15 protein-coding genes are annotated in these 24,347 nt (G+C 66.1%); 6 read left to right on the top strand and 9 right to left on the bottom strand.

All coding sequences use genetic code 11. From position 1 onward, the window contains the following. Positions 1-10: 10 nt before the first annotated feature. Positions 11-538 (bottom strand): hypothetical protein, encoded by a 528-nt coding sequence (locus tag KXR83_RS12855; protein ID WP_437425158.1) that lies wholly within the window; start codon positions 536-538, stop codon positions 11-13. A 390-nt stretch (positions 539-928) separates the two neighbouring features. Here KXR83_RS12855 and KXR83_RS12850 point away from each other — a divergent pair, with 390 nt between their 5' ends. Beyond that, the gene (locus tag KXR83_RS12850) at positions 929-2,266 is read left to right on the top strand and encodes a hypothetical protein (protein WP_437425157.1); all 1,338 of its coding nucleotides are present in this window, start codon (positions 929-931) and stop codon (positions 2,264-2,266) included. Positions 2,267-2,276: 10 nt separating this feature from the next. Further along, a complete protein-coding gene (locus KXR83_RS12845) occupies positions 2,277-3,410 on the top strand; it encodes a hypothetical protein (protein WP_437425156.1) in 1,134 nt (377 codons plus the stop codon). Positions 3,411-3,424: 14 nt separating this feature from the next. On the opposite strand, the gene KXR83_RS12840 is transcribed toward KXR83_RS12845, so the two are convergent. The 5 genes from KXR83_RS12840 to KXR83_RS12820 all read right to left on the bottom strand — a co-directional run bounded on the left by KXR83_RS12840 (position 3,425) and on the right by KXR83_RS12820 (position 20,262). Beyond that, on the bottom strand, positions 3,425-4,222 hold the full coding sequence (locus KXR83_RS12840; RefSeq protein ID WP_437425370.1) for an ABC transporter permease: 798 nt from the start codon (positions 4,220-4,222) through the stop codon (positions 3,425-3,427). A 71-nt stretch (positions 4,223-4,293) separates the two neighbouring features. After that, positions 4,294-5,364 (bottom strand): ATP-binding cassette domain-containing protein, encoded by a 1,071-nt coding sequence (locus KXR83_RS12835; RefSeq protein ID WP_437425155.1) that lies wholly within the window; start codon positions 5,362-5,364, stop codon positions 4,294-4,296. Further along, positions 5,357-5,617, bottom strand: coding sequence for an MbtH family protein (locus KXR83_RS12830; RefSeq protein ID WP_030164721.1), 261 nt, complete (start codon positions 5,615-5,617; stop codon positions 5,357-5,359). Before KXR83_RS12830 ends, KXR83_RS12835 begins: the two co-directional genes overlap by 8 nt. Beyond that, on the bottom strand, positions 5,598-19,391 hold the full coding sequence (locus KXR83_RS12825; protein WP_437425154.1) for an amino acid adenylation domain-containing protein: 13,794 nt from the start codon (positions 19,389-19,391) through the stop codon (positions 5,598-5,600). Before KXR83_RS12825 ends, KXR83_RS12830 begins: the two co-directional genes overlap by 20 nt. Before the next feature lie 280 nt (positions 19,392-19,671). Next, positions 19,672-20,262 (bottom strand): TetR/AcrR family transcriptional regulator, encoded by a 591-nt coding sequence (locus tag KXR83_RS12820; protein ID WP_437425153.1) that lies wholly within the window; start codon positions 20,260-20,262, stop codon positions 19,672-19,674. 89 nt (positions 20,263-20,351) lie between these two features. Between KXR83_RS12820 and KXR83_RS12815 the strand changes: the two genes are divergently transcribed. Continuing rightward, a complete protein-coding gene (locus KXR83_RS12815) occupies positions 20,352-21,098 on the top strand; it encodes an SDR family NAD(P)-dependent oxidoreductase (protein WP_437425152.1) in 747 nt (248 codons plus the stop codon). Between the two features lie 18 nt (positions 21,099-21,116). Here the strand turns inward: KXR83_RS12815 and KXR83_RS12810 are convergent, their stop codons facing one another. The 3 genes from KXR83_RS12810 to KXR83_RS12800 all read right to left on the bottom strand — a co-directional run bounded on the left by KXR83_RS12810 (position 21,117) and on the right by KXR83_RS12800 (position 22,866). Continuing rightward, positions 21,117-21,635, bottom strand: coding sequence for a VOC family protein (locus KXR83_RS12810; protein WP_437425151.1), 519 nt, complete (start codon positions 21,633-21,635; stop codon positions 21,117-21,119). A gap of 1 nt (position 21,636) precedes the next feature. Next, entirely contained in the window at positions 21,637-22,161 is a 525-nt protein-coding gene (locus KXR83_RS12805) for a DUF4190 domain-containing protein (RefSeq protein WP_437425150.1), read from the bottom strand. Positions 22,162-22,347: 186 nt separating this feature from the next. Continuing rightward, positions 22,348-22,866 (bottom strand): DUF4878 domain-containing protein, encoded by a 519-nt coding sequence (locus tag KXR83_RS12800; RefSeq protein WP_437425149.1) that lies wholly within the window; start codon positions 22,864-22,866, stop codon positions 22,348-22,350. 330 nt (positions 22,867-23,196) lie between these two features. Here KXR83_RS12800 and KXR83_RS12795 point away from each other — a divergent pair, with 330 nt between their 5' ends. From KXR83_RS12795 to rplX, 3 genes are all read left to right on the top strand, one after another. Continuing rightward, positions 23,197-23,487 (top strand): helix-turn-helix domain-containing protein, encoded by a 291-nt coding sequence (locus KXR83_RS12795; protein WP_081906635.1) that lies wholly within the window; start codon positions 23,197-23,199, stop codon positions 23,485-23,487. A 175-nt stretch (positions 23,488-23,662) separates the two neighbouring features. After that, positions 23,663-24,031 carry a 50S ribosomal protein L14 gene (rplN, locus tag KXR83_RS12790; protein ID WP_023955972.1) on the top strand — a complete coding sequence of 123 codons (369 nt, stop codon included), beginning with the start codon at positions 23,663-23,665 and terminating at the stop codon, positions 24,029-24,031. 1 nt (position 24,032) lies between these two features. Further along, the gene (rplX, locus tag KXR83_RS12785) at positions 24,033-24,347 is read left to right on the top strand and encodes a 50S ribosomal protein L24 (protein ID WP_023955970.1); all 315 of its coding nucleotides are present in this window, start codon (positions 24,033-24,035) and stop codon (positions 24,345-24,347) included.

The following is a 24,347-nucleotide window of genomic DNA, read 5'->3' as shown; positions in this document are numbered from 1 at the left end:
CCGTGCCGGCTCAACTGCGCGGGACGCAGACCGCGACATGGGAGGAATCATCGGGGCGGTAGTAGGTGTCGATGATGCTGCCGGGCTCGACCTTCGCCACGGAGGTGGCCGGGATGAACGTCACCTCGTGTGCGGGGAACTGGCCACCTTCGGGGCGGTTGACGATCACGTCGAGCTGGACCTGACGGTAGTCCTCGCACACCCGGCCGGTCGGCTTCATGGCCGTCACCACCGCATGTGACTTGACGCCGCGCCGGATGAGGTCGAGTTTGTTTGCCGTGGTCAAGCCCTTACGGATCAGCATGGTGTCGAAAGCTGCTCGCGCTGCGGTCATGTCGTCGGCCAGTGTGACTTCGGACGGTCGCTCCGGGTCGAACCGGACGGCGAGCACCACACCCGGCCTCAGGGTGACACGTGAGCCCTCGGCATCGAATCCGTGATGATTCAGGTGTCCCCGAAAGTGCTGCCCGGACACCGTTTCGACATCGACGATGACTGAGGGTACTGCGGCCCCTGTCGCCAACCCGAGCCCTGTCACCGACCGGCGGCGTTTCCTCGACGGCACGGACTGTTGCGATGCCGATACCCGGTTCGTTGATAGGCATGGACTTCGGTTCGTGGTGGGAGCAACGGCTCGTGCGGGACGACGGTCGCATGTCGCCGACCGACACCAGAGCCGCACCGGCGAGGGCAACGGCCCCCACCACGAACACCGCGGCGCTCGGCAGGAGGAATGCAACGGTCGCGACCAGCGCGACCGTCGCGCATGACGCCACGGTCGCCACTGCGGGTGTCGAGGTCGGACCAATCAGGGGATGGGGTGCTTGTTTCATGGATCAAGGGTCACTGCAGGTGCCGGCTACCGAACCCAACTTGTCGGGCTACGCGGCTCTGGTCGAGCGCACAGTGCCTCGTCTAGCATCACCTGGTGACTACCGGGTACGACGAGGCGACGGAGGTCGCCCTCGCCCGCCCGCGTCGGGCGGTCATCGACGATGCCTGGCGCCGGCTCGGTCCCGGTGTGGAGGTGCTCAGCGGCAGCGACGGTGGCCCTCTGCGCCGGACCGTGAAACGTATTCTCGATCCGCTCGTGTTGCGGCTACGTGCGAATCCTCAGTTCTCGGCCGCGATCCTCACCCCCGACGTGGCGCGCGATCTACATGACGTGATCATTGCGCACGGCGATCAATTGCTCTGCACGGCACAGTGGTTCGAGGTGCTCAAGATGGGTCGCAGGCGGCTGCGCATCACCACCGGTAACGCCCAGGAACTCTATTTCCCGGTCTCGTACGAGCTGGCCGTCACCCGTGGCGCGCCGACGGGGGACGTGGAGGCCGTCGCCGATGCCGTCCTACGTGACGTTCATTCGGATCGGGACCGTACCGCGACCGCAGCTCTGGACAAGCATCTGGCTGCCTCCCAGACCATCTCGATCCTCACACGACAACTGGAGAGGAGCTGGCGCGACGTGCGTCCCGGTGGGGCAATCTCCGGGCCGTTCCTGTCGGGATTGAGCACCGTACTGGCGGAGACGGGCGACCATCGGGCGCGGGCGGCCCGGCAACGGGTGTGGACGGCCCTGGTCGCCGACGACACGCCGTTCAACTTGGGGGCGGGCGCACGGGTCGATCCTTCGGCGTTGCCCTGGCGGCTGGTGGACCTCGGTCTGACATCAACTGAGCCACAACGACGTCCGCATCTGACGGAGAGGTCCTCCGGGGAGCGGCCGCTCGACCGGGCCGTGGTGGACCGTGTCCGCGCCACACTGCGTCGCGCGCTTGACCGCGAAGAGCTCCCCGACATCCCGCTGTTGTGTGCCGAAGAGGTGGACCGTGCGTGTTCCCCCTGGGGTCTGCTGGCAGAGGACATCCAGGCAACTCTTGTCGCCGGCATCGAGGTGGCTGTGGAATTGATGCCGTTGGACGAAAAACACAGCGCCCGATACGGATTGGCGGCGCTGATCCAGGCCCGGCTGCGCAAGGAGGCCTACGTGTTGCACGCCCGCCGGTGCCTTGCCGCAGGCGCCCCGGTTCATCCGCGTCAGCAGCGGGTCGTCGACGACCTACGTGCGTTTCGCCGCCCGTATCTCAGCCGGCTGTGGGCCCGGCTGCACGGCCGTGATGTCTGGCAGGAGTCCTGCGACGATGTCGAGGACATCCGCTCACTGCTCGACGGGGTCGCCCGGTCGGCGAGTCTGGATCAGCGGCAGCGGATCAAGGCCATGCTTGCGAATGTGAGCGGGTCCGAGATCGAGGTGTCCCGGTGAGGGTCGTGCCATGAAAATCGGAGTCGAGTCGGGGCTGTGGACCACCGGCAATGTGGAGCGTGCACTACCGCTGGTGACGGTGCTCGAGGTGAGCGGCGCGGTGATGTCCTGGACGCTCGACGAGCCGAACTCGCCGCAGATCGAGTTCATCGATGCATCGCGTGCCGACTGGCTGTGGCGGGTGGTCGGTGAACGCGGCCATGTCGCGGTCGCGGCGGTCACCGACGGCCCGACCGACTCCGCGGTGGCGATCGAACTCGACGGCATCGACGTGGACACAGAGGCCGTCGAGATCCCCCGACGACTCGCCTTGGGACATTGGTTGCGCAGATGGTGGCCAGCCGGTGTCGGCGATGGCATCACCGCTCTCGACCTGCCTCTGCTCGACGCGGAGATCGCGATCCTCACCTCCGCTGCGGAGGTCTTCTTCACCGACGACACCATCGATTCCGGTGTCGCCGAACTGCTCTCGCCGCACGCGGCGGCGCTCACCGAACATGTGCGTTCGGGCGATCCACGTGTGGTCGAGATGGTGCGTCAATGCGTTGATTTGGTGGAGGAGGTGGGAATCGGCGATCCGGTCCACCGATCCGAATGGGCGGAGCTCTCGGCAGTCACTGCGCACATGGACGCACTCGATACGCCGCCTCGAGGACGTCAGGATGATTACGCCCTGGCAGCGGGAAGTGATTCGGCGCCTCGTACCGATGCGATCGCCACCGGCACCGACACGATTCGCTGGGGTGGTGTGCCTGCGGGCATCTTTGATGCTGCCGAAGACACCGTCAACTGGCACGTGCGAGCCGACCCGGCTGCCGCCGTGATCGTCGCGGCGGCGGTGGTACCCGGCGCCGACCCTGCAGGCATCAATGTGTCGGTACGCGCAGGCAGCGTCGGCGGTTCGGCGGTCCTGGGATCAGATGGCCGGGCACATGTCCCGCTGGTGGACACCGACGGTGAGCCGATGAACGACGACCAGGCGTGGTCTCACGACTGGTCGTCCACGTCGGTCACCGTCGGGGTCCCCGTCGATGAGACACGCGAAATCAGGGACCGGGTGCGGGCATTCGCGCGCCGCCGGCTCGGTGAGCCAGGGCCGGACGCGTTCCTGGCGGAGATCCTGGCCGCAGAGGCCGACTACTGACAGTCGTTCACCGGTCAGCGGCTGGCGACGGTCCGGTAGCGCCACAGCGACAGCGGGACGAACACCAGCAGGATTGCACAACAGGTCGCCAGCGAGTACCCGACGGCATGGTCGGCCACCCATCCTGTGGCCTGCGGGAAGTCCGGGGGAGCGGAGTTGCCGAGCAGATCACGAGCTGCCGTGGCCACCGCGGTGATCGGGTTCCATTCGGCGATCGCCTTGAGCGGTCCGGGCAGGCTCTGAGCCGAGATGAACGCACTCGAAAGGAACGTCGCCGGGAACATCCACACGAAGCCGATACTCTGTGCCACCTCGACGTTGCGGGCCATCAAGCCGGTGAAGGCGCCGACCCATGACATGGCGAAGGCCAGCAGAAGGATCAGACCGAGCGCGAGCAGGGCGTCGGCGAAGCTGCCGCGGATCCGCCAACCGATCACCAGTCCGGTGATGGCCATCACCGCAACACTGACGATGCTGACCACGAGATCGGAGAGGGTTCGGCCGAGGACCACCGCCAGCGACCACATGGGCAGGGTCCTTAACCGATCGACCAAGCCCGACTGCAGATCGCCCGCCAGTCCGACGGTGGTGAAGGCCGAGTTGAAAACGACTGTCTGCGTGAAGATGCCGGCCATCAGGAACTCACGATACGAGGCCCCGCCCAGCGTTGCGCCGAAGACGTACGCGAAGAGGAACACGAACATGAACGGCTGAACGGTCGCGGAGACCAGCAGGGTCGGGACGCGGCGGATGGTGAGCAGGTTGCGTCCGGCCATCACCGAACTGTCGGAGAAGAGTCCGCCACCGGACATCGTCGGTGCGGACTTCGAGGAGGCGGCTCGCGGTGCGCCGGTCTTGGCAGATCGGGCCTCGGTGGTCGCGGTCATGCGGCGTTCTCCTCGGGATCGGGCGTGGGGTTCGACGTGAGGGACAGGAACACGTCGTCGAGCGTCGGTGCTTCCACGGAGAAGTCGTGCACCGTGACACCGGCCTCGGACAGGGCCTGGATGATCGTTGCCGCGCTGGCAGTTCCGTCACTCACGGCAACCTGCCACTCGGTGGAGTGTGCGGTTCCGTGCGGTTCTGAGGATCCGTGCTGGGACAAGACGCGGTGCACCAGATCCCGGTCGATGTCGAGTCCGACCTCCACGGTCAGCAACGTCGACTGGCTCGCGGCCTTCAGCTCGGCGGCCGAGCCCATCGCAACCACTTCGCCGTGATCGATGACGGTGATGGTGTCGGCCAGTGCGTCGGCTTCTTCCAGGTACTGGGTCGTCAGGAGCACCGTGGTGCCGCCGCGCACGAGCTGATTGATCAGAGCCCACATCTCGCGTCGACCGCGCGGGTCGAGTCCGGTCGTCGGCTCGTCCAGGATCACCACACCGGGCTGCGCGATCAGGGCGCCGGCCAGGTCGAGACGGCGACGCATGCCGCCGGAGTAGGTGCGCGCCGGACGGTCGCGCGCGGACTCGAGCCGGAAGTCGTTGATCAGTTCGTCGGCACGGGTGCCGGCTGCACGCTTGGTCATCCCGTAGAGACGCGCGACCATCCGGAGGTTCTCCCAGCCGGTGAGGTTGCCGTCGACGGCCGCGTACTGACCGGATACGCCGATGCTGCGGCGCACCTGTGCCGGATGCGCGAGCGCGTCGATGCCGAGTACGTGGGCCGAGCCTGCGTCCGGCTTGAGCAGGGTGGAGATGATGCGCACGGTGGTGGTCTTGCCCGCGCCGTTGGGACCGAGCAGCGCGTGCACGGTTCCCCGACGCACCTTCAGATCCACACCGCCGAGTGCCTGATGGGATGCGCCGCGGCCGAAGCGGCTCCCGAATGTCTTGAACAGGCCCGACACCTCGATCGCGAACTCGGACCCGTCATTCACCGTGTTCTCGGGCGCCTCAACGCCGGGCCCTTCGTTCACCGGGTGGTCGAGATGCGTCTGCGTCTCCTCATCCATTGATCCACCACTCGCCGTCGCGAGCCGAAGCGGCGACGGCCTTGCGTTCTGGCATGGATCGCTTCAAGCTCGCCGGCGCGATGTCGCGCCAGTTCTGCTCGACGAACTGCAGGCAGTCCTCGCGTCCGGACGGCCCGTGCTGCGAGGTCCACCCGCCGGGGACGGGAGCGAAATCGGGCCACAGCGAATGCTGGCCCTCGTGATTGACCAGCACGCGGAAGGTACCCCGCTCGTCATCGAATGGATTGATCATCATTGGTCCTTTCATCAAGTGTTGCAAGGTGATCGCCGAGTGCCCCGGCGACTGGATGGACGTGATCACCGTCGAGTAGCTGGCTGTGCCGGCAGTAGGCGACGGTGTGCCCGATGTCGCCGGTGACGTGGTGACGCCAGTCATCGACAGCGGGCCGTCCGGGTGGTGGGTCCTCGGACGCGGTGACGAACAGGGCTGCGCCGTCGTACACCCGCGGTGTCCACTCGCGGGCCACCGCAGTGGCAGCGACATAGGCGTCGTACAACGACTCGAGATCGGTGACCGACAGATGCGCCAACGGGCCCTCGGAGGCGCGGATGATCTCGGTCGCCTCGTCGATGCCGATGTCGCCGCCCACATCGCCGGTCAGCTCACCGTCGCCGAAGCCGAACTCCGTCAACAGTTCTCCGACCGACGGTGTTACATCGAGTTCGGGTCGGCCGGGGATCACATACGAATCGAGCAGCATCAATGTCTCGACCTGGTGGCCTTGCTCCCGTAGTTGCACCGCCATCTCATGCGCGATGGAACCGCCCAGCGACCAGCCGATCAGGTGATACGGACCTTCGGGTTGCACGGCCCGGATCTGCTGCAGGTAGTACGCGGCGAGGTCGGGTACCGACCGAAGTCGGGGACCGCCCGACAGCGCCGGGTTCTGCAGCCCGTACAAGGGCCGGTCGGAGTCGAGATGCGGTAGCAGTGCGGTGTAGCTCCACGCGACACCGAGCGCCGGATGCACCGCGAAGAGCGGAGCCCGGGTTCCCTGCGCCCGCAGGCCGATCAGCGGAGCAAGCGCCGGGTCGATACCCGCCGCGGCCCCGGTATCAGCGGGGTCGCTGTCGGCGCCCTGCTCGTCGATCCGTGCCGCGAGCTCCTCCGGGGACGAGTCGCTGAACATCCAGCCGACCGGAACCGTGATACCGGCCTCGTCGCGGAGCGTCGCGATCACCTTGGTGGCCAGGAGCGAGTTGCCCCCGAGATCGAAGAACCCGTCGACGGCGCTGACCGATTCGATATCGAGGGCCTTGGCGAAGGCCTGCGCCACAATGGTTTCCGTTCCCGGCGCCGGTTCGCGTCCGGGCTCGGAGGAGAACTCCGGCTTGGGAAGCGCCTTCTTGTCGAGCTTGCCCACCGGTGTCAGGGGCATCGCGTCGATGACGGTGATCGCCGACGGCACCATGTGACGAGGCAACTTGTGGGCCAGCTTGTCGCGGAGAGCGGCGGTGTCGATGTCCGCACCGTCATCGGCCACCACATAACTGAGCAGCCGGGCGGAATGGCCTGCCTCCTCACCGTTGTCCACGACGGTCACCGAATGCTGTACCTGCTCGAGGCCGGACAAGACGGCGTCGATCTCGCCGAGCTCGATGCGGAACCCGCGCACCTGAACCTGATCGTCACTGCGGCCGACGTACTGCAGTGTGCGCGTTGCCGTCCAGCGCACCACGTCACCGGTGCGGTACATCCGCTCGCCACCGACACCGGTCGGATTGGCAACGAACCGGGCCGATGTGAGGTCGGGGCGCCCGAAGTAACCGCGGGTCACCTGATCCCCGATGAGGTAGAGCTCACCGGCCACCCCCACCGGGGTGGGGTGCAGGCGGGAGTCGAGCACAAGCGCCCGGACGCCGCGATTGGGCGCGCCGATCGTGATCGGGGTGTCGGGCGACATCGGTTCACTGCTGGTGGTGATGATGGTGGTCTCGGTGGGGCCGTACACATTCAGCATCAACCGGTCAGCGGACCAGCGGCGGACGAGATCGCTGCCGAAGGCCTCGCCACCCACCGCGATGGTGCGCAGTCCGCGAACCCGTCGGTGATCCAGGCTCGCCAGTGCCGCGGGGGTGATGAAGGCGTGGGTGACCGCGCCGAGCTCGAGGAAGTCGGCGAGCTGATCGCCACCGAAGACATCGGTCGGGCTGACCACGAGCGCGGAGCGCCCCGAGATGGCCAGCAACATCTCGAGGATCGACGCGTCGAAACTCGGCGATGCGAAATGCAGTACCCGCGAGGCCGATTCGGGCGACATCTTCGCCTTCAGCTCGTCGTGCACGGCCGCCAGACCTCGATGGGGCACCATCACACCCTTGGGCCTCCCGGTGGAACCGGAGGTGTAGATGATGTACGCCAGCTGATCGTGCCGCGTCCCGTGCCCGACCTCGGCCGGGGTGAGAGGCAGTGCGGACATCGAGACGGTCGCCCCCTGAACCGCGGAGTCGTCGAGAACGAACCAGTCCACCGCAGGTGGCATCGACTGTGCGTACTGCTCGATGGTGATACCCACGCGCACCCGGCTGTCGGCGAGCATGTGCTCGATGCGACCTGCCGGGTAGGTGGGGTCAACCGGCAGGAATGCCGCGCCGGTCTTGCTGATGGCGATGGTGGCGATGATCGCGTCCACCGACCGCGGAATCGCCATGGCCACCAACGAATCCGGGCCGAGCCCGCGTCGCAGCAACAGCCTGGCCAGTTTGTTCGATCGGGTGTCGACCTGCCGGTAGCTCACACTCGTGTGAGCGTCGATCAGCGCGGTGCCGTCGGGGTTGTCGTTGACCGCCGCGGTGAACAGCTCCACCAGTGACCTCGGCTTCGGGGCGGGCAGACCACGCACCGGGGCCAGGGTGGCTTCCTCGACGAAATCGGTGACGGGTGTGTCGCCGACGGGCATCGTCGGTGAGTCGGTGACCGCTCGGAGAACACGGATCAATCGCGCCGAGATCGCCTCGGCGGTCCGCTGGTCGTAACGTGCCCGCGCGTAGGTCATCTTGATCCGCGCCTGACCTTCGGCGCCGGGATTGATGCCGGTGACGGTGAACTGCAGGTCGAACTTCACCGACTCCGTGTCGACCTCGGTGACCTGGGCCAGAAGGCCTGCACCTGCGTCGAGGTTTCCGCCGAGGGTGGTCTCGGACCAGTCGTGAACGGACAGGGCGATCTGGAAGAGGGGATGGCGTCCGGGCACACGCTGAGGGTTGACGGCGCTTACGACGTCATCAAACGGTACGTCGACGTGTGCGAGTGCTTCGAGATCGCTCTCGCGGATCGACGACAACAGCTCGGTGAACGACGCGGCGGGATCGAGTGTGCTGCGCAGTGCGAGGGTGTTAACGAACATGCCCACGACTCTTTGCAATTCGGGTTCGAACCGGCCGGCCACCGGGGTGCCGATCAGCACATCGGACCCCGATCCCATGCGGTACATCAGAACCGCGAGCGCGGCGTGCATCAGCATGAACGGGCTGACACCTTCTCGGCGTGCGAGTTCCGCGATGGCGCCGCGCAGGTCGTCGTCGATGGTCAGCACCGTGTGTCCGCCACTGTGTGCGGCGGCAGCATCGAGGCCTGCGGTTGTCTCTCCCTGCGAAGGGATCGTGGAATCGACGGGGGCATCGGCGAGTACACCCCGCCAGTAGTCGATCTGCCGGGCCGCGGCGCTGCCGGGATCGTCGGGTGAACCCACGGTGGTGTGTTGCCACAGGGTGTGGTCGATGTAGCTGACCGGCAACGGGTCGAACTGCGGTGCCTCGTCTGCGCTGCGCGCGCGGTAGGCAAGCATCAGATCACCGAGCAGCGTCGGCAACGACCATCCGTCCGCGGCGATGTGGTGCAGCACCACCACCAGCGTGTGACTCAGCGGTCCGGTACGCAGCAACCGGACGCGAATGGGCGGCTGGTTCGACAGGTCGAAACCCTGTGCGGCGGTGGTCAAGACCAGGCTGTCCAGGTCTGCGGTGTCGTGGTTCTCCACCAGCAACCGGTGACCGATCACCTTCGCTGCGTCGGGCTCGGGCACCTGGGTGGCCTCCCCGTCGACCTCGGGGAACAGCGTCCGCAGACTCTCGTGACGCTCGACCAGATCGATCAGCGCCGAATGCAGTGCTTCGACGGACAATTCGCCGTGGAACTCCACCGCGAAGGGCACGTTGTACGCCGCCGACTCCGGATCGGTGCGGGACAGGAACCACAGGCGCCGCTGAGCCAGCGACAGCGGTGCCGACGTGGCGTGGTCGCGATGGCTCAGCGTCGCTCGCTCACCTCGGTCCGCAACCACGTCGCCTGCCGCAGCGAACCGGGCGAGGTCGGAGACCGTCGGATGGTCGAAGACCACCCTCACCGGCAGTTCGGTACCCAGTGCCCGGTTGATCCGGCTGATCAACTGAGTGGCGGTCAGCGAGGTGCCGCCGAGTTCGAAGAAGTCGTCGTCTGCCCCGATCTGGTCGGCCGGAACACCGAGCACCTCGGCGAACAGCGTGGCAAGCGTCTCCTGGGCATCGCCGGCCACGGGGCGGCGCTCGCTGTCGGTCCCGCCCACCACAGGTTCGGGGAGGGCGGCGCTGTTCAATTTGCCGTTGGGGGTCAGCGGGATCGAGTCGATCGGGGTGATCGAGGCAGGCACCTGATGGCGCGGCAGTCGGGCCTGCAGGTGGCGCCTCACGTCGTCGAGATCCACATCGCCGTCGACGGGGACGACATAGCTCGCCAGCGTGGCACCCTCTCCGCGACCGCGCACCACCGTCACCGCGAAGCGGATGTCGGGTCGTGCGGTGAGTGCGGTGTTGATCTCACCGAGCTCGATCCGGAACCCGCGGAGCTTGACCTGGTTGTCACTGCGTGAGAGGTAGGTGATCACGCCGTCCGGGTCCACCGCCACCACATCGCCTGTGCGGTAGAGCAATCCGCCCGGTTCACCGTAGGGGTTCGCGACGAACCGGGTGGCAGTCAGACCCGCACGCCGGACGTATCCACGTGCGAGACCCGCCCCGCTGAGATACAGCTCGCCGGGTACACCCGCCGGCACCGGTCGCAGTGCGGCATCGAGAACCACTGCGCCCTCACCGCGTACGGGCGTGCCGATCGGGATGGGTCCGCGCGGCAGCGACCGGTTGTCGTCGCCGTTGATCGTGGCCATCACGGACACGACAGTGGTCTCGGTGGGGCCGTAGGCATTGAGGAACGTGCGTCCGGGAGCCCAGGTACGGACGAGGTCGGGACCGCATGCCTCGCCGCCCACAGCCAGCGTGCGGAGATCAGGCAGATCTGCGCTCGGAACGGTGGCTAGGGCCGCGGGTGTGATGAACGCATGCGTGATGCGCTGCGAACGCAGGAACTGCTCGAGTTCGGACCCACCATAGATTCGTGGGGCGATGACCATGGTGGCACCGGCCGAGACGGCCAGCAGCAGTTCGAGCATCGAGGCATCGAAACTCGGGGACGCGAAATGCAAGGTGCGCGACTCGCTGTCGATCCCGTACCGCTCACGTTGTTCGGCCGCCAGCGGTGCCAGACCACGGTGGGTGACCGCCACCCCTTTGGGCACTCCCGTGGAGCCCGACGTGTAGATCACGTACGCGATGTTGTCCGGCTGGGCCCACCTGTGACGGGTGAGTCGACGACCACTCATGGTGTCGACGGCCGCACCGAGTAGGCCGTCCAGGCTGATCCACCGCACACCGACGGGGAGATCATGCGCGGTCGCCTGATCGGTCAGTCCCACAACGGCTTTGCTGTCGGTCACCATGTGTTCGATGCGCTCAGCCGGATAGCCCGGGTCCACCGGCAAGAAAGCAGCGCCGGTCTTGGTGATCGCCCACATCGCGGCCACCGAGGTGGCGCCGCGCTGCAGGGCGATGGGAACGATGTCCTCGGGCCCGATCTCCAGGCTGAGAAGGTAACGGGCCCAACGGTTCGACCATTCGTCGAGTTCCCGGTAGGTGAGCATCTGACGACCGTCGTCGGTCAGCGTGCCCGGACCGGCTTCCGAAGCCGGCCACTGGCCCGCGTCGAAGACGATTGCCGGCGCGTCCGGGTTGCGGCTCACGGCATCGGCGAGCAGATCGGGCAACAGGGTCTGCTGGTCCGACCAGGCGTCGCCCGCCTCGTCGGTTCCAGCGGCTACGCCCTCGGGCCACTCGTCCTCGGTCAGCACATCGAGGTCGCCGATGGTGATCTCGGGGTCTGCGGCGACGCTCTCGAGGACGCGGACGAAGCGCTGCGCCATCGCTTCGATGATCGCTGCCGGGAACTTGTCCCGCGCGTAGGTCAACCGCATCATGTGCCCGGTGACCCGGAGTTCCAGTTCGAAACGCGTTCCTGCGGTGTCGATCTCGGCGATGTCCGCGATCAGCTCACCGAGCTGGAGGGCAGGGCCGGATTCGTCGGCGAACGCCAGGGCGACCCGGACGAGGGGATCCTGCTGGCGGCGGTCGTCGGCGACCGCGGTGGCCAATTGGTCATAGGGGACGTCGGCGTGAGAGAACGCGTCGATGTCGGTGTCGCGAACCCGGTCGATGAGCTCGGTGAACTGCGCACCGGATGTCACCGGCGTGCGCAGCACAACGGTGTTCACGAACATACCGACCAGGTCGGCGAGATCGGGGTGGTCGCGTCCGGCGACCGGGCTGCCGATCACCACATCGGAATCGGCCCCCTCGAGATGGACGTCGGCGTGGGTGCTCAGGCGGTGAAGTAGCGCGGCGAACGCGCTGTGCATCACCATGAACAGGCTGGCGTCACGCGAGCGGGCGACGCCGGACAATCCATCCAGCACCTCGGGGGCGATCTCGAAGTCGACTGTTCCACTGCCGTGTTCACCGGTAGCGGTGTGGGCGAGGATCGACTCCCGGCTCACCCCTGACAGGGTGTCGCGCCACCAGGTCAGCAAACCGCTGATCCGGCTGCTCGGATCCTGGTCGTCTCCGAGTGCAGCCCGCTGCCACTCGGCGAAGTCGCGGAAACGAACGGGCAGCGGGGCCAGGTCGGGTGTTCGTCCCGCGCACCGCGCTTCGTAGGCGATGGCGAGATCGGTTGCGAGGGGACGCAACGACCAGCCATCGGCGGCGATGTGGTGGATCACCATCGTCAGCACGTGGGTGTCGACATCGGTGCGGACGAGTTCGGCCCTGATCGGCGGGGAAGTGCGCAGATCGAACCCTTCGGCGCCCAATGCTGTTTGCCGCTCGGCCAGCTGATCGCCTGCCGATTCGGCAACCGGCAACTCGAACCGCGGGGCTTGGAGCACCTCGACCTGTGGCCTGCCGTCGTCCTCGGGGTAGATGGTGCGCAGCGGTTCATGGCGGGCGACCACGTCGGTGAGTGCGAGTTCGAGCGCCGCCACATTCAGTGCGCCCCGCAAGGTGACGGCGAAAGCGATGTTGTACGCGCCGGATTCGGGTTCGAGTCGATTGAGGAACCAGAGTCGTGAGGCGGCGAGCGCGGGCACGGAGTCACGCCCGAACGCCGGGCGTTCACGGGCGACGAGTTCGGGGAGAGGCGCGGCCGCGTCGTCGCCGGGCTCTGCTGCGCAGGCCCGGGCGAGGCGCGCGATGGTGGGGTTGTCGAAGAGGGTGCGGACCGGGACGCGACGTCCCCGCAAGGCCTCGAGACGCGCGACCACCTGAGTGGCCATCAGCGAGTTGCCGCCCATCTCGAAGAAGTCTTCGCTGCGGCCGATGGTGGCGACGTCGCGGCCGGTCACCTGCGCGAACATGGCGGCGATCTGCTGCTCGAGAAGCCCGCGCGGTCCACCGCCGTTGTCGGTCGGGCTGTCCGCGGAACGCGACGGCTCGGGAAGCGCGCGGTAGTCGATCTTCCCGCTGGGGGTCACCGGCAGCCGATCGATCACCATGATGGACCGCGGCACCATGTGGCCCGGGAGTTGAGCTGACAACCGTTCGCGCAGCGAATCGGCCTGCAAGGTGTGGGCGGTCACCGGGCTGACGTACGACACCAATTCCGTGGTGCCGTCGCGGCCCGGCCGGGCGACCGTGACGGCCTCGGCCACCAGGTCGTCACGAATGAGGGCGGCATCGATCTCGCCGAGCTCGATGCGGAAGCCACGCACCTTGACCTGGCTGTCGGCACGCCCGAGGAACTCCAGTTCACCGGCCGATGTCCACCGCACGAGGTCACCGGTGCGGTACATGCGGTCACCGTCGCGCCCGAATGGGTTGGCCAGGAACGACTCCGACGTGCGCCGTACCCGTCGGTGATATCCGCGCGCCAGGTGTCCGCCGGCGAGGTACAGCTCGCCAACGGCGCCGGTCGGTACCGGCTGAAGCCGTTCGTCCAGGACCAACAGATCCATGCCACGTACCGGCCCGCCGATGCTCAGGGTCTCATCGGGTGCGATCGGGTCGGTGATGGTGGCGGCCACGGTGGCTTCGGTGGGACCGTACGCGTTGAACAGGCGACGACCACGGGCCCATCGTGAGATGACCTCGGGGTTGGGATGCTCGCCGCCGACGATCACCGTGGACAGGGCGGGCAGGGCGTCCGATTCCATGGTGGCCAGCACCGACGGCGTGACAAACGCGTGCGTGACCGACTGGTCGGCCAGCACGTCTTGGAGTTCGTTGCCGCCGAGAACATGTGGGGGCGCGATCACCATGGTCGCGGCCCCGCCGACCGCCATGAGGACCTCGAGAACGGAGGCATCGAAGCTCGGCGATGCGAAATGCAGGGTGACGCTGTCGGTCTCGACACCGAACCGCTGCACCTGTTCGGACGTGAAGTCGACCAGGCCGTGATGGCTGACCACTACACCCTTCGGCACGCCGGTGGTCCCGGAGGTGTAGATGAGATACGCGGGGTTGTCCAGTGTCAGTGGGGCGACCCGGTGGTGTGACCGGACCGGGTTGTCCGGGGCTGTGCGCAGTTGCTCGAGCAGTTCGGGGTGGTCGACCGCGATCGCAGGGGTACCCAGCGGCGCCACCGGCGAATTCCGCACGGTGAGGCACAGTTTCGCCCCGGAATCAGCCAGGATGTGGTCGATGCGCTCGGCCGGATACCGCGGATCCACCGGCACCCAGGCAGCGCCTGTCTTGGCGGTGGCCCACAGCGCGATGATCCATTCGAGCGAACGGGGTACCGCAATGGCCACGAAATCTTCCGGGCCGATGCCCTCCGCGATGAGGAGGTGTGCGAGGGCGTCCGAGCGGGTGTCGAGTTCGACGTAGGTGAGTTCGCGGCCGGCTTCGCGGACCGCGACCGCGTCGGGATTCACCGAGACCGCCTCGGCGAGGATGTCCGGCAGCACCCGCGCGCGACGTGGGGTGGGACCGGTGGCCGGTACAAGCGCCATCTCCTCCGCGCGACCGAGGATGTTGATGTCGCCGATCGGCCGGGTGGGGTCGGCGATCACACCACGGGCGACCTGCTGCAGTCGCTTGCCCAGTGTGCGGATCGTCGCGTGGTCGAACAATTCTGCGGCGTAATCGATCTCGACATCGAGGCCGGCCGGCTCGCCGTTCGCCGCGTACTGCTCGGTGACGGTGAACTGCAGGTCGAACTTGATGACCCCGGCGCTGATCGGTGCGGCCGACACGGTGAGACCCGGCAGTTCGAGGGAGATGTCGGTGTTCTCGTTGAGAGCGATACTCACCTGGAACAGCGGGTGTGCCGGATTGGAACGGTCGGGATTGACTGCCTGCACCACCTGTTCGAACGGGGCATCGGCGTGTGCCAGTGCATCGACCGTGATGGCCTGCAGACGGGATACGAGATCGCCGAAACTGTCCGACTTGCTGATCGATGCGCGCAATACGACGGTGTTGACGAACATGCCGACCAGCTGGTCGAGGGCGTCGTCGCCGCGGCCACCCACCGGTGTGCCCACTGCGACGTCGTCGTCGTTGGCCATCCGGCGCAACAACGTCGCGACCAAAGCGTGGACAACGGTGAACAGCGTCTGCTCACCCGGCGCCTGTGCGGCGGCGAGTAGTCCACGATGCACGTCGGCATCGAGTTCGACGGTGTGGCCGCCGGCGCGCATGGTTGGGTTCGCCGGCCGCGGCCGGTCCGTCGGCAGATCGGTCTGCGCCGGCATGTCCGCGAGTGTGAGCGACCAGTAACGAAGTTGCGCCGCAATGGAATCGGGGCTGCTGTCATCGGCCAGTTGCTCGGCCTGCCAGATGCTGAAGTCGCTGTACTGCACGGGCAGCGGCTGCCAGCCGGGTTGGTGACCGGCCGAGCGGGCGGTGTAGGCGATGGACAGGTCGCCGGCGAGCGGGGCGAGTGAGAGGCCGTCGGCCGCGATGTGGTGCAGGACGACGACCAGCACGTGTTCGGTGTCGGACATGCGCAGCAATCGCGCACGGATCGGGATCTGCTCACCGAGGTCGAAGCCCTCACCGGCCACCTCGCGGCTCACGCGTTCGATGTCCGATCGACCGACGTCGGTCTCGGCGAGGTCGAGACCCACCTCCTCCACCGGCAGAATGCGCTGGAACGGTCCGTCGTCGTCGAGTGGGAACACCGTCCGCAACACCTGCTGACGTTCGGCGACATCGAGCAGTGCCTGTGCCAGTGCCTCGTGGTCGAGCGTGCCACGCAGCGTCAGGCGGAACGGGATGTTGTAGGCGCCGGATTCCGGATCTGACCGGTTGATGAACCACACCCGCTGCTGAGCCGCCGAGAGTGGGATCCGGGTGTGAGCGGTGGTGACCGCCTCGATGGTGGTGACGGCTCGATCGGGTCGGATCAGCGCCTCGTCGACGCCCATGTCGCGCAACGCCTCCGCCAGATCCGAGGGGGTGGGCGCCGCGAACAGGGTCTTGATGCCGATGCGCCGGCCGGCCAGCGCGGTCAACCGGGCGACGATCTTGGTGGCGAGCAGTGAATTGCCCCCGAGATCGAAGAAGGATGCCTCGGCGCTGACGGTCTCTCGGCCGAGTATGCCCGAGAACAGTTGACACAGTGCGAGTTCGAGGTCGTCGCGAGGGGCGACAGTCGTGTCCTGGGTGGGGACGAACACCGGTTCCGGCAACGCTCGGCTGTCGAGCTTGCCGTTCGACGTGGTGGGGATCTGGTCGAGTTCCACGATCACCGACGGGATCATGAACTCGGGCAACGTCTTTCGGAGCGCCCGGCGGATGTCGGCCGTGTCGGGGGATGCCCCGCCCGACGGCGTGATGTAGCCGACGAGCATGGGATCGCCTGTGCCCGGATCCACGCGGACGACCACCACGGCTTCGCCGACGCCTCCGGCGGAGGTCAGCGCTGCCTGGACCTCGCCGAGTTCGATGCGCTGACCGCGGATCTTCACCTGGAAGTCGCTGCGCCCGATGTAGTCGAGCGTGCCATCTGCGCGCCAGCGGACGAGGTCGCCGGTGCGGTACATCCGTCGACCCGGCTGATGGGGATCGGCCACGAACCGATCGGCCGTCAGGTCCGGGCGTCCGACGTATCCACGGGCCAATTGCGTTCCGGCCAAGTACAGTTCGCCGACTGCGCCGACAGGCTGGGGGCGAAGCTGCTGGTCGAGTACATACACAGCGGTGTTCCACACCGGGCGGCCGATCGGCACGGAGGCGCCGGTGCTCGAGGCGCTGTCGTTCTCGAAGGTGACGTCGACGGCGGCTTCGGTGGGTCCGTAGAGATTGTTGACCGGAGCGTTGCTGACGCTGCGGAACCGCACAGCCGTCGCCGTGGCGAGGGCCTCTCCACTGGTGAAGACCAGCCTCAGGTTGTCGAGCCCATCGCGACCTTCTGCGGTCTGCCGATCGGACTCGAACGCGGAGACGAAGGCCGCGAGCATCGACGGAACGAAGTGAGCGACCGTCACGGCATGCGCCGACATGACGTCGCGCAAGTACCACGGATCCCGATGTCCGTCAGGGGTGGGCACGATGAGATGCGCGCCTGCCACCAGAGGCCAGAAGAATTCCCACACCGATACGTCGAAGGTGGCCGGGGTCTTCTGGATGACGCGGTCGTTCTGGTCGATGTGATATTCGTGCTGCATCCACTGCAGCCGGTTTGTGATCGCTCGATGACTGACGGTGACGCCCTTCGGTTTACCGGTTGAACCCGAGGTGAAGATCACGTATGCGGGGTGCTCCGGTCGCAGGGGTGCGCGGCGGTCGGTGTCGGTGATCGTCCGGTGGTCGACGTCCGAGGTGTCGTCGAGGCCGATGTCGAGAACGGTCGCGGCGGTCTCGGGAGCCTGCTGATCGGTGGCGACCAGCACGATCGACGGAGCGGCCGTGCCAAGGATGTGCTCGATGCGGTCCGCTGGGTCGTCAGGATTGATCGGCAGATACGCGGCACCCGATTTGATGACCGCATGGATGGCGACCACTTGTTCGACGCTGCGGGGCAACATCACCGCCACCACCGACTCCGGCCCCGCACCCTCCGCGATCAGACGTCGTGCCAGGCGGTTCGTATGCCGTGCCAGGTCTGCGTAGGTGAGCGGGTGCGCGGCGGTCTCGGCCTCCTGAAGGGCGGGTCGGTCGGCGTGGAGTTCTGCTGCCGCATCCAGGAGTTCCGTCAGCGTCTGCGCCGGCAACTCCCGGTAGGTGTCGTTCCAGACGTGCAGAAGTTGTCTGCGCTCGTCGGCGGGTACGGTGCTGACCTGCGCAATGGTGCGGTCGAGGTCGCCGCGGACGATGTCGGTGAGCAAGGCCTCGATACGCCGGTGGTGATCATGGACCTCGTCGGGCGAGTACCGATTGGGATTCGCTTCGAGGTCGAGCATGATGTGCTGATTGCCGAAGTTCTCGTAGACGTTGAACGACAGATCTTCGACAGGTCCGGTGGACAGCAGGTGCACCTCACCGCTGACGGATCCGAAGTCGATGTGGCTGAAGAACAGCATGACGTTGACCATCGGCCCGTAGAAGTCCCGCTCGGTGCCGGTGTCGCCGAGCAGCTCCCTGTTGATGTCCTCGTGGCGGAACCGCTGGTGCTTGAGGCCGTGTTTGATGTGCAGGTTCGCCTGGGCGAAGAGTTCACGGATCGTCATGGCCGGGTCGGTGGGGACCTCGATGGGCAGAACGTTGGACGTCATCCCGGCGCTCACACGCAGCATGTCCGAGGTGCGAGCGGCCACGGGGAGACTGATGACGGTCTCATTCCGGCCGGTCAGTCCGGAAAGGTACAGGGCCACAATGGCAGTGATCGCGGAGGCCGGCCGAACACCACAGGCTTTCGCCGCGGCACGCAGGTCTGCCGCGAGTTCCTCGCTGAGTTCAGAAGAGGCGATGGTGGCGGTGAGCGCGGCAGTCAGGTCGTCGGTCTCGGCGCCACGCCGCAGCACCTCGCTGCGGGTGAGTGACGCGCGCGCGGTCGCCGCGACGTCAGGGTCGATGCTGTCGAGCTGGTCTTTCCAGTACTGGCGGTCGGTCTCGAACCGCTCTGATGCGCGGTACTCGCGGTCCATCTCGGAGATGTGCAGCATCGACGCGGAGGTCGGGGGTGTGTAGTCGCGTCCTTCGACGATCGCCCCGTAGTGCGCGGCGACGGCGGTGAGCATGAACATGGCCCCGTAGCCGTCGAAGGCCAGGTGATGGCCCCAGCAGTACCAGATCACATGCTCGTCGGCGAGCTGGAGTACGTAGGTCTCGAGCAGGTGGTCGGTGACCAGATCCACCGGTTTGAGCCGATGGGTCTTCATCCAATTCAGAGCTGCCGCATGGGGATCGGCATCGTCTCGTAGATCGACGTAGCCGAGTTCGACCTCACGGTCACGATCGACGGTCAGTACCGGCTCGTCGTCGGTCTCGATCACGCGAAGCAGCGCGGACTCGGTGTCACGGGCGGTCTTGTGCACGGCGTCGGCGAGGACGTCGAGGTCGACGGGCCCGCGCAGTTCCACATAGGCCGAGACCGACAGCGGAACCTCGGAATCGAACTGGTGGGCGTACCAGATCCCGCGCTGAGCGGCGGTCATCGGGAAAGAGGGCTGTGTACGTGCCTCGTCCGCCTGCCTGTCCTCGTTGCCCAAGGTGAACTCTGCGACGACCAGGTCCTGGTCGGTGCCGATGGTTTCAGGCATGCTTGTACCGCTAAAGGCTCGCTTCACAACGCCCCTCCCGTAAGTTGGTCGCTCGTTGTGCAGTGTCTTGCGTAGTTGTTCGGTACCGACGCTGCAATAGATTGGTCAGACTGACTATTAGTCTCGCCCCGATGGAGTCCGGCCTGGTGACAGCCCTATCGCTGTCCGGAAATACTTTGTTACACCGGGGGTTACAGGCACGGCGGGCTAGATACCCACGGTCGCAACGCAATAAACGGAAAGATTCGTCAGATGGTCACCCGGTGTTTGCGCACAGCCGTTATCGAATGATCTTCGCGGTCACGATTGCCGTTAGCATATCTATGATTTCGTCAGGTTCGGAGTCCGATTGCATGCCGGCTTCGGTACGCCGCTCGTAGTCGGCGATCAACGCGAACATCGTCGTCGCGACGGCTGCGACCCGTCGGTTACGTGCTGCTCGATCGGCGTCGATCGATTTGGTCAGTCGTTCAAGTACTTTGGGCCATTCCGTATCGTGGCGCTGCAGTGTCTCGTCCGGCCAGGCCGTCCTGATGACCTCGAGAAACCGTGCGTAGTGGGTGCCCTTCATCTGGAGAATGGGCAAGACCAGGACGCTGATCAGGTCGCGAATGCTGGGCTCTTTGTTCTGTGCGGCAAGCTCTTTCAGCATCTGTGATCGCACGAGTTCCATGGGTCCGAGACGTCGGGCGACGATCGCGGCGATCAATCCCTCGCGGTTCCCGAAGTGATACTGCACGGCTGAGTTGTTGCGATGTCCGGCTTCGATCGCGATGTCGCGGAGGGGGACCTCGTAGCCGCGGGTGGCGATCAATCTCTCGGCGGCGTCGAGCAATTCTCGCTTGCCGCGGTCGGTTCCGGTGTCCGTCACTGTGGCCCCTCCCGTCTCATTCCGCCGAGTCGGCCCGAATGAAGTTCGTAAGCCACATCACCGTTAAGCGGCCATGCTTATATTGAACGATGATTACCGACCCGCTGCACAAGAAAGTGGTCTTTGTCACTGGCGCCTCGTCCGGTCTGGGATCCGCTGTGGTCGAACTGTTTTCTGCGCGCGGCGCAGAAGTGTTCGGCTTTGCCCGTGATGCCGATCGGCTGGCGGCCGTGTTCGACGGCGTGCCGGACGGCCGATTCCAGATCGGCGACCTCGTCGATGCCCAGCAGTGCCGGCAAGCGATCGAGGCCTGTGTTGATCGGTTCGGCAGGATCGACGCACTCGTGAACGTCGCGGGCGCACACACCATGCGTCACACCACGGAGGTGACCGACGACGACTGGCAGCGCGATCTCGCTGTCAATTTGAGTGGTCCTTTTCATCTGATCCAGGCGGCATTGCCTCAGCTGATCGAGAACCGGGGGAGCATCGTCAACGTCTCGTCGGTGGCGGGGGTCCAGGGTCAGGCGTACTCGGCCGGATACTGCGCGGCCAAGCACGGCCTCGTCGGCCTCACCCGAGCGCTCGCTGTGGAGTATGCCCACACGGGACTGCGGGTCAATGCGGTGTGTCCTGGAGGAATGTTGACCCCGCAGGTGACAAACTTCGCACCGCCCTCGAACGCCGACTTCGATCTGGTGATGCGAGCGGCGTCGCCGCGAGGGTTCGCCGATACCGCGGATGTGGCGAAACTGATCGCCTTCCTCGCCAGTGACGACGCCGCGGCCGTGCACGGCGCGGTCTACGCGGCCGACAACGGCCGGTCGGCGGACTGACTCCGTTGTCGGTCTGACTCAGTTGTCGGTCGGCCGCCATGGATTGGTGTAGCCGTCGGGGATCAACCCGTCGAACATCGCACGCATGTCGTCGGACAGTTTCATCAGTTCGACGTAGGACCCGATCGGACCGCCGCCGATGTAGGCGAACTCCATACCGACGCCCTCGAACACGCCGTCCTGGAGGATCTGTGTGCCCGCAGCCTTCAGGTCGGCGATGGCCGCATCGAAATCATCTGGTAGCCAGGCGATGTGGTGAAGGCCCGGCCCGTGCGCATCGAGGAATTCGGTGTAGAGATTGACTCCTGAGACGGGCTGGATCAATTCGAGCTGCTGACCGCCGGCGTATCCCAGTGATACGTGAATCGAGTAGTCGGCGGGTGCGCCGCGGTAGGAGCACGCGCCTGGGCCGAACGCCACGTCCGGGATGCGTAACCACGATCGGACGCCGTAGCGGTCGGTGAATTCCTTTTCGGCGGCGTCGATGTCGGCCACCACCCACGCGACCTGAAAGATCGGCCCGCCGGCCACGTTCACCTCAGGAACCGATCGCCAGCGCGAGTGCCATGAAAAGCATGAGGACAAATGACGTCATGAGGCCGCCGATGGCAATGCCCGTCCATGCCTGGGCCTCGCCTGTCTCCCCGGTGTTCTTCATCTGACCCAAGCCCACGAATCCCATGATCACCGCCGCGGGGGCGAGCAGCGCACCCAGGCAGATGAACGTGGCGGGAACGGAGATGAGGGCGCAGATCATGGCCGCGTTGGCCATCGAGTTCGTCCGGGGGCGGGCAGTCGCATACGGATTGACCGGGTACGCGTAGAGGCCGGGTGAACCGCCCGGATACGTCAGTGGCGGGTAGGCCCCGGGGTACGGGGGATACGCGGGGTCGAGGCTCGCGAGGGGGTCTCGGAATCCACCCGATCCTTCGGGGTCGTACGGCGGCCAAGGGCCGGATGACCATGAGGCGGTGGCGATGGGCTCTGTGCTGTGCGTTCGACCGGCGGGCGTGGGCTTGGTGAGATCAGGCCGTTGACGATCGGAATCCTGGCCTTGTGTCATCGGTGCGCTCCGCTCATTCGGCTGTCCATCGCCTGCTCGTGCCAGCTTATGCGCCGCCCAACAGGAGTCGGCGGAAACTGTGGCGCATTCGGTGGCCACGGCGGTCGCCTGAGACAACGAAGCGCGGTGCCCGGCCACCGAGGTGACCCGGCACCGCGCATCGGCTCCGATCAGGTTGCGGTCGCGTCAGCCGCCGTGCGTGGACCCCATGGAGGCGAGGTCGGTGACGGACGATCCTGCAAGCTTCCAGGTGCCGTCGGTGTAGACGTAGTCGATGGGCATGGCCACCGGCTGCGGGGTGTGCGGGCTCGCCACCTCGACGTTCGCGGTGGCCTTGTTCTCTCCGTTCACCGTCACCGTGGTGACCGTGAACTTGTCCGGTGTGTAACCGGCGGCGGTGAAGCCGCGCGACAATCCGGTCAGCTGCGCGCCGATGGACGGATCCGTCGAGTCGACCAACTTCGCCGAGTCGGCAGGCGCGGTCTCGGGCGTGAGGACCGTGCGCAAGATCTCCTGTGCCGTGGAGCTCTCGAGGGTCGACCCCGACTCGGTGGCCGTGCCGGACGTGTCCGCAGAGCTCTGGGATGTCGCCGAGGCCGTGGTCGAGGACGCGGATTCGGACTCGCTGTCGTCGCTGCACGCGGCGACTCCGAAGACGGTCAGGCCGACCAGGGCGAAGCCGGCCACACTCTTGCGAAAGTTCATATGCACTCCTAGAACCGATTAAGTAAGCCAACACTAACCTAGGTGCGCGCGACGTGTCCGACGAGGTCAGGTGCCCGTCCGCCGGATTTCGATGCCTCGATCGGCAGTACGGGTGCTTCATCGGCAAGGTTGGTCTGAGCGGTGCGGACGACTAGTGACCCTTGCGAAAGATGTTGTGATTGAGCCTTTTACGGCATCAAGCGCTAGATTTGCGGTGCCGGTCGCCATCCGAGGAGGGGGTTGCGGTCGGTGCAGTGCACACCATCGCGGCGGGTCGTCGTCGACACGGCGTGTGCTGCGACGGTCATCACGGAAGGGGGAGCGAAGTCCATGACAGTCGAAGATGTGCATCCGGGGCGCACTCCCGGCGCGGGGGGCCAGGCGGATTCGGTGGCCGTACCCACCCTGTCGCCGCGGGAGGTAGAGGTGCTCCTGGCCTGGTTTGCGGCCGACTCCAAAGTCGAGGCGGCAGCATCGCTGTTCATCACGCCGGCCACAGTCAGCACCCACATCACCCGGATCCGGGGCAAGTACGATCTCGTCGGACGACCGGCCCGTACAAAAGCGCAGCTTCTCGCGCGGGCCATCCAAGACGGGTACACGCACCTCGATGACTGGTGAAAACCCGACGTCACTGTTGTGTCTCCGGTCCTTCTCGCAGCAATTTGGTTTCCACCTGCTGGTTCTCTACACTTGAGCGGTTGCCTGGGCACAGTTGTGCCCGGGCGGCGAGACCGCGTGCGTCGGGTCGGAAATTCGGCGTGCAAGAAGTAAACCAGGTCAAGGAGACTACAAAGTGATCCAGCAGGAGTCACGCCTGCGGGTCGCCGACAACACGGGTGCCAAGGAAATCTTGTGCATTCGCGTGCTCGGAGGCTCGTCACGGCGCTACGCCGGCATCGGTGACGTCATCGTCGCCACTGTCAAAGACGCCATCCCCGGCGGAAACGTCAAGCGGGGAGAGGTTGTCAAAGCGGTCATCGTGCGCACCACCAAGGAGCGCCGCCGTCCGGATGGTTCGTACATCCGTTTCGACGAGAATGCCGCCGTCATCATCAAGAACGAAAGCGATCCTCGCGGAACCCGCATCTTCGGCCCGGTCGGCCGTGAGCTGCGTGAGAAGAAGTTCATGAAGATCGTCTCGCTGGCTCCGGAGGTGCTCTGACATGAAGATCCACAAGGGCGACACCGTGATCGTCGTCTCCGGTAAGGACAAGGGCGCCAAGGGCAAGGTCATCGAGTCCTACCCGCAGCGCAGCCGAATCCTCGTCGAAGGCGTCAACCGCATCAAGAAGCACACCTCGGCCTCGCAGAATGAGCGCGGCGCATCCTCGGGCGGCATCGTCACCCAGGAAGCCCCCATCCACGTCTCGAACGTGATGGTCGTCGATTCCGACGGCACCCCGACGCGCATCGGCTACCGCACCGACGACAACGGCAAGCGCGTGCGCATTTCCCGCAAGAACGGGAAGGACATCTGA

Source organism: Williamsia muralis, assembly GCF_051487485.1.
Lineage (GTDB): Bacteria > Actinomycetota > Actinomycetes > Mycobacteriales > Mycobacteriaceae > Williamsia > Williamsia muralis_B.
This window is presented reverse-complemented; position numbering and strand designations above follow the sequence as displayed.

Coding starts and splice junctions, on each gene's coding strand:
- KXR83_RS12845 (WP_437425156.1), top strand. CDS start 2,277: ATGAAAATCGGAGTCGAGTCGGGGCTGTGGACCACCGGCAATGTGGAG.
- KXR83_RS12840 (WP_437425370.1), bottom strand. CDS start 4,222: ATGTCCGGTGGCGGACTCTTCTCCGACAGTTCGGTGATGGCCGGACGC.
- KXR83_RS12835 (WP_437425155.1), bottom strand. CDS start 5,364: ATGGATGAGGAGACGCAGACGCATCTCGACCACCCGGTGAACGAAGGG.
- KXR83_RS12830 (WP_030164721.1), bottom strand. CDS start 5,617: ATGATCAATCCATTCGATGACGAGCGGGGTACCTTCCGCGTGCTGGTC.
- KXR83_RS12825 (WP_437425154.1), bottom strand. CDS start 19,391: ATGCCTGAAACCATCGGCACCGACCAGGACCTGGTCGTCGCAGAGTTC.
- KXR83_RS12815 (WP_437425152.1), top strand. CDS start 20,352: ATGATTACCGACCCGCTGCACAAGAAAGTGGTCTTTGTCACTGGCGCC.
- KXR83_RS12805 (WP_437425150.1), bottom strand. CDS start 22,161: ATGACACAAGGCCAGGATTCCGATCGTCAACGGCCTGATCTCACCAAG.
- KXR83_RS12800 (WP_437425149.1), bottom strand. CDS start 22,866: ATGAACTTTCGCAAGAGTGTGGCCGGCTTCGCCCTGGTCGGCCTGACC.
- KXR83_RS12795 (WP_081906635.1), top strand. CDS start 23,197: ATGACAGTCGAAGATGTGCATCCGGGGCGCACTCCCGGCGCGGGGGGC.
- rplX (WP_023955970.1), top strand. CDS start 24,033: ATGAAGATCCACAAGGGCGACACCGTGATCGTCGTCTCCGGTAAGGAC.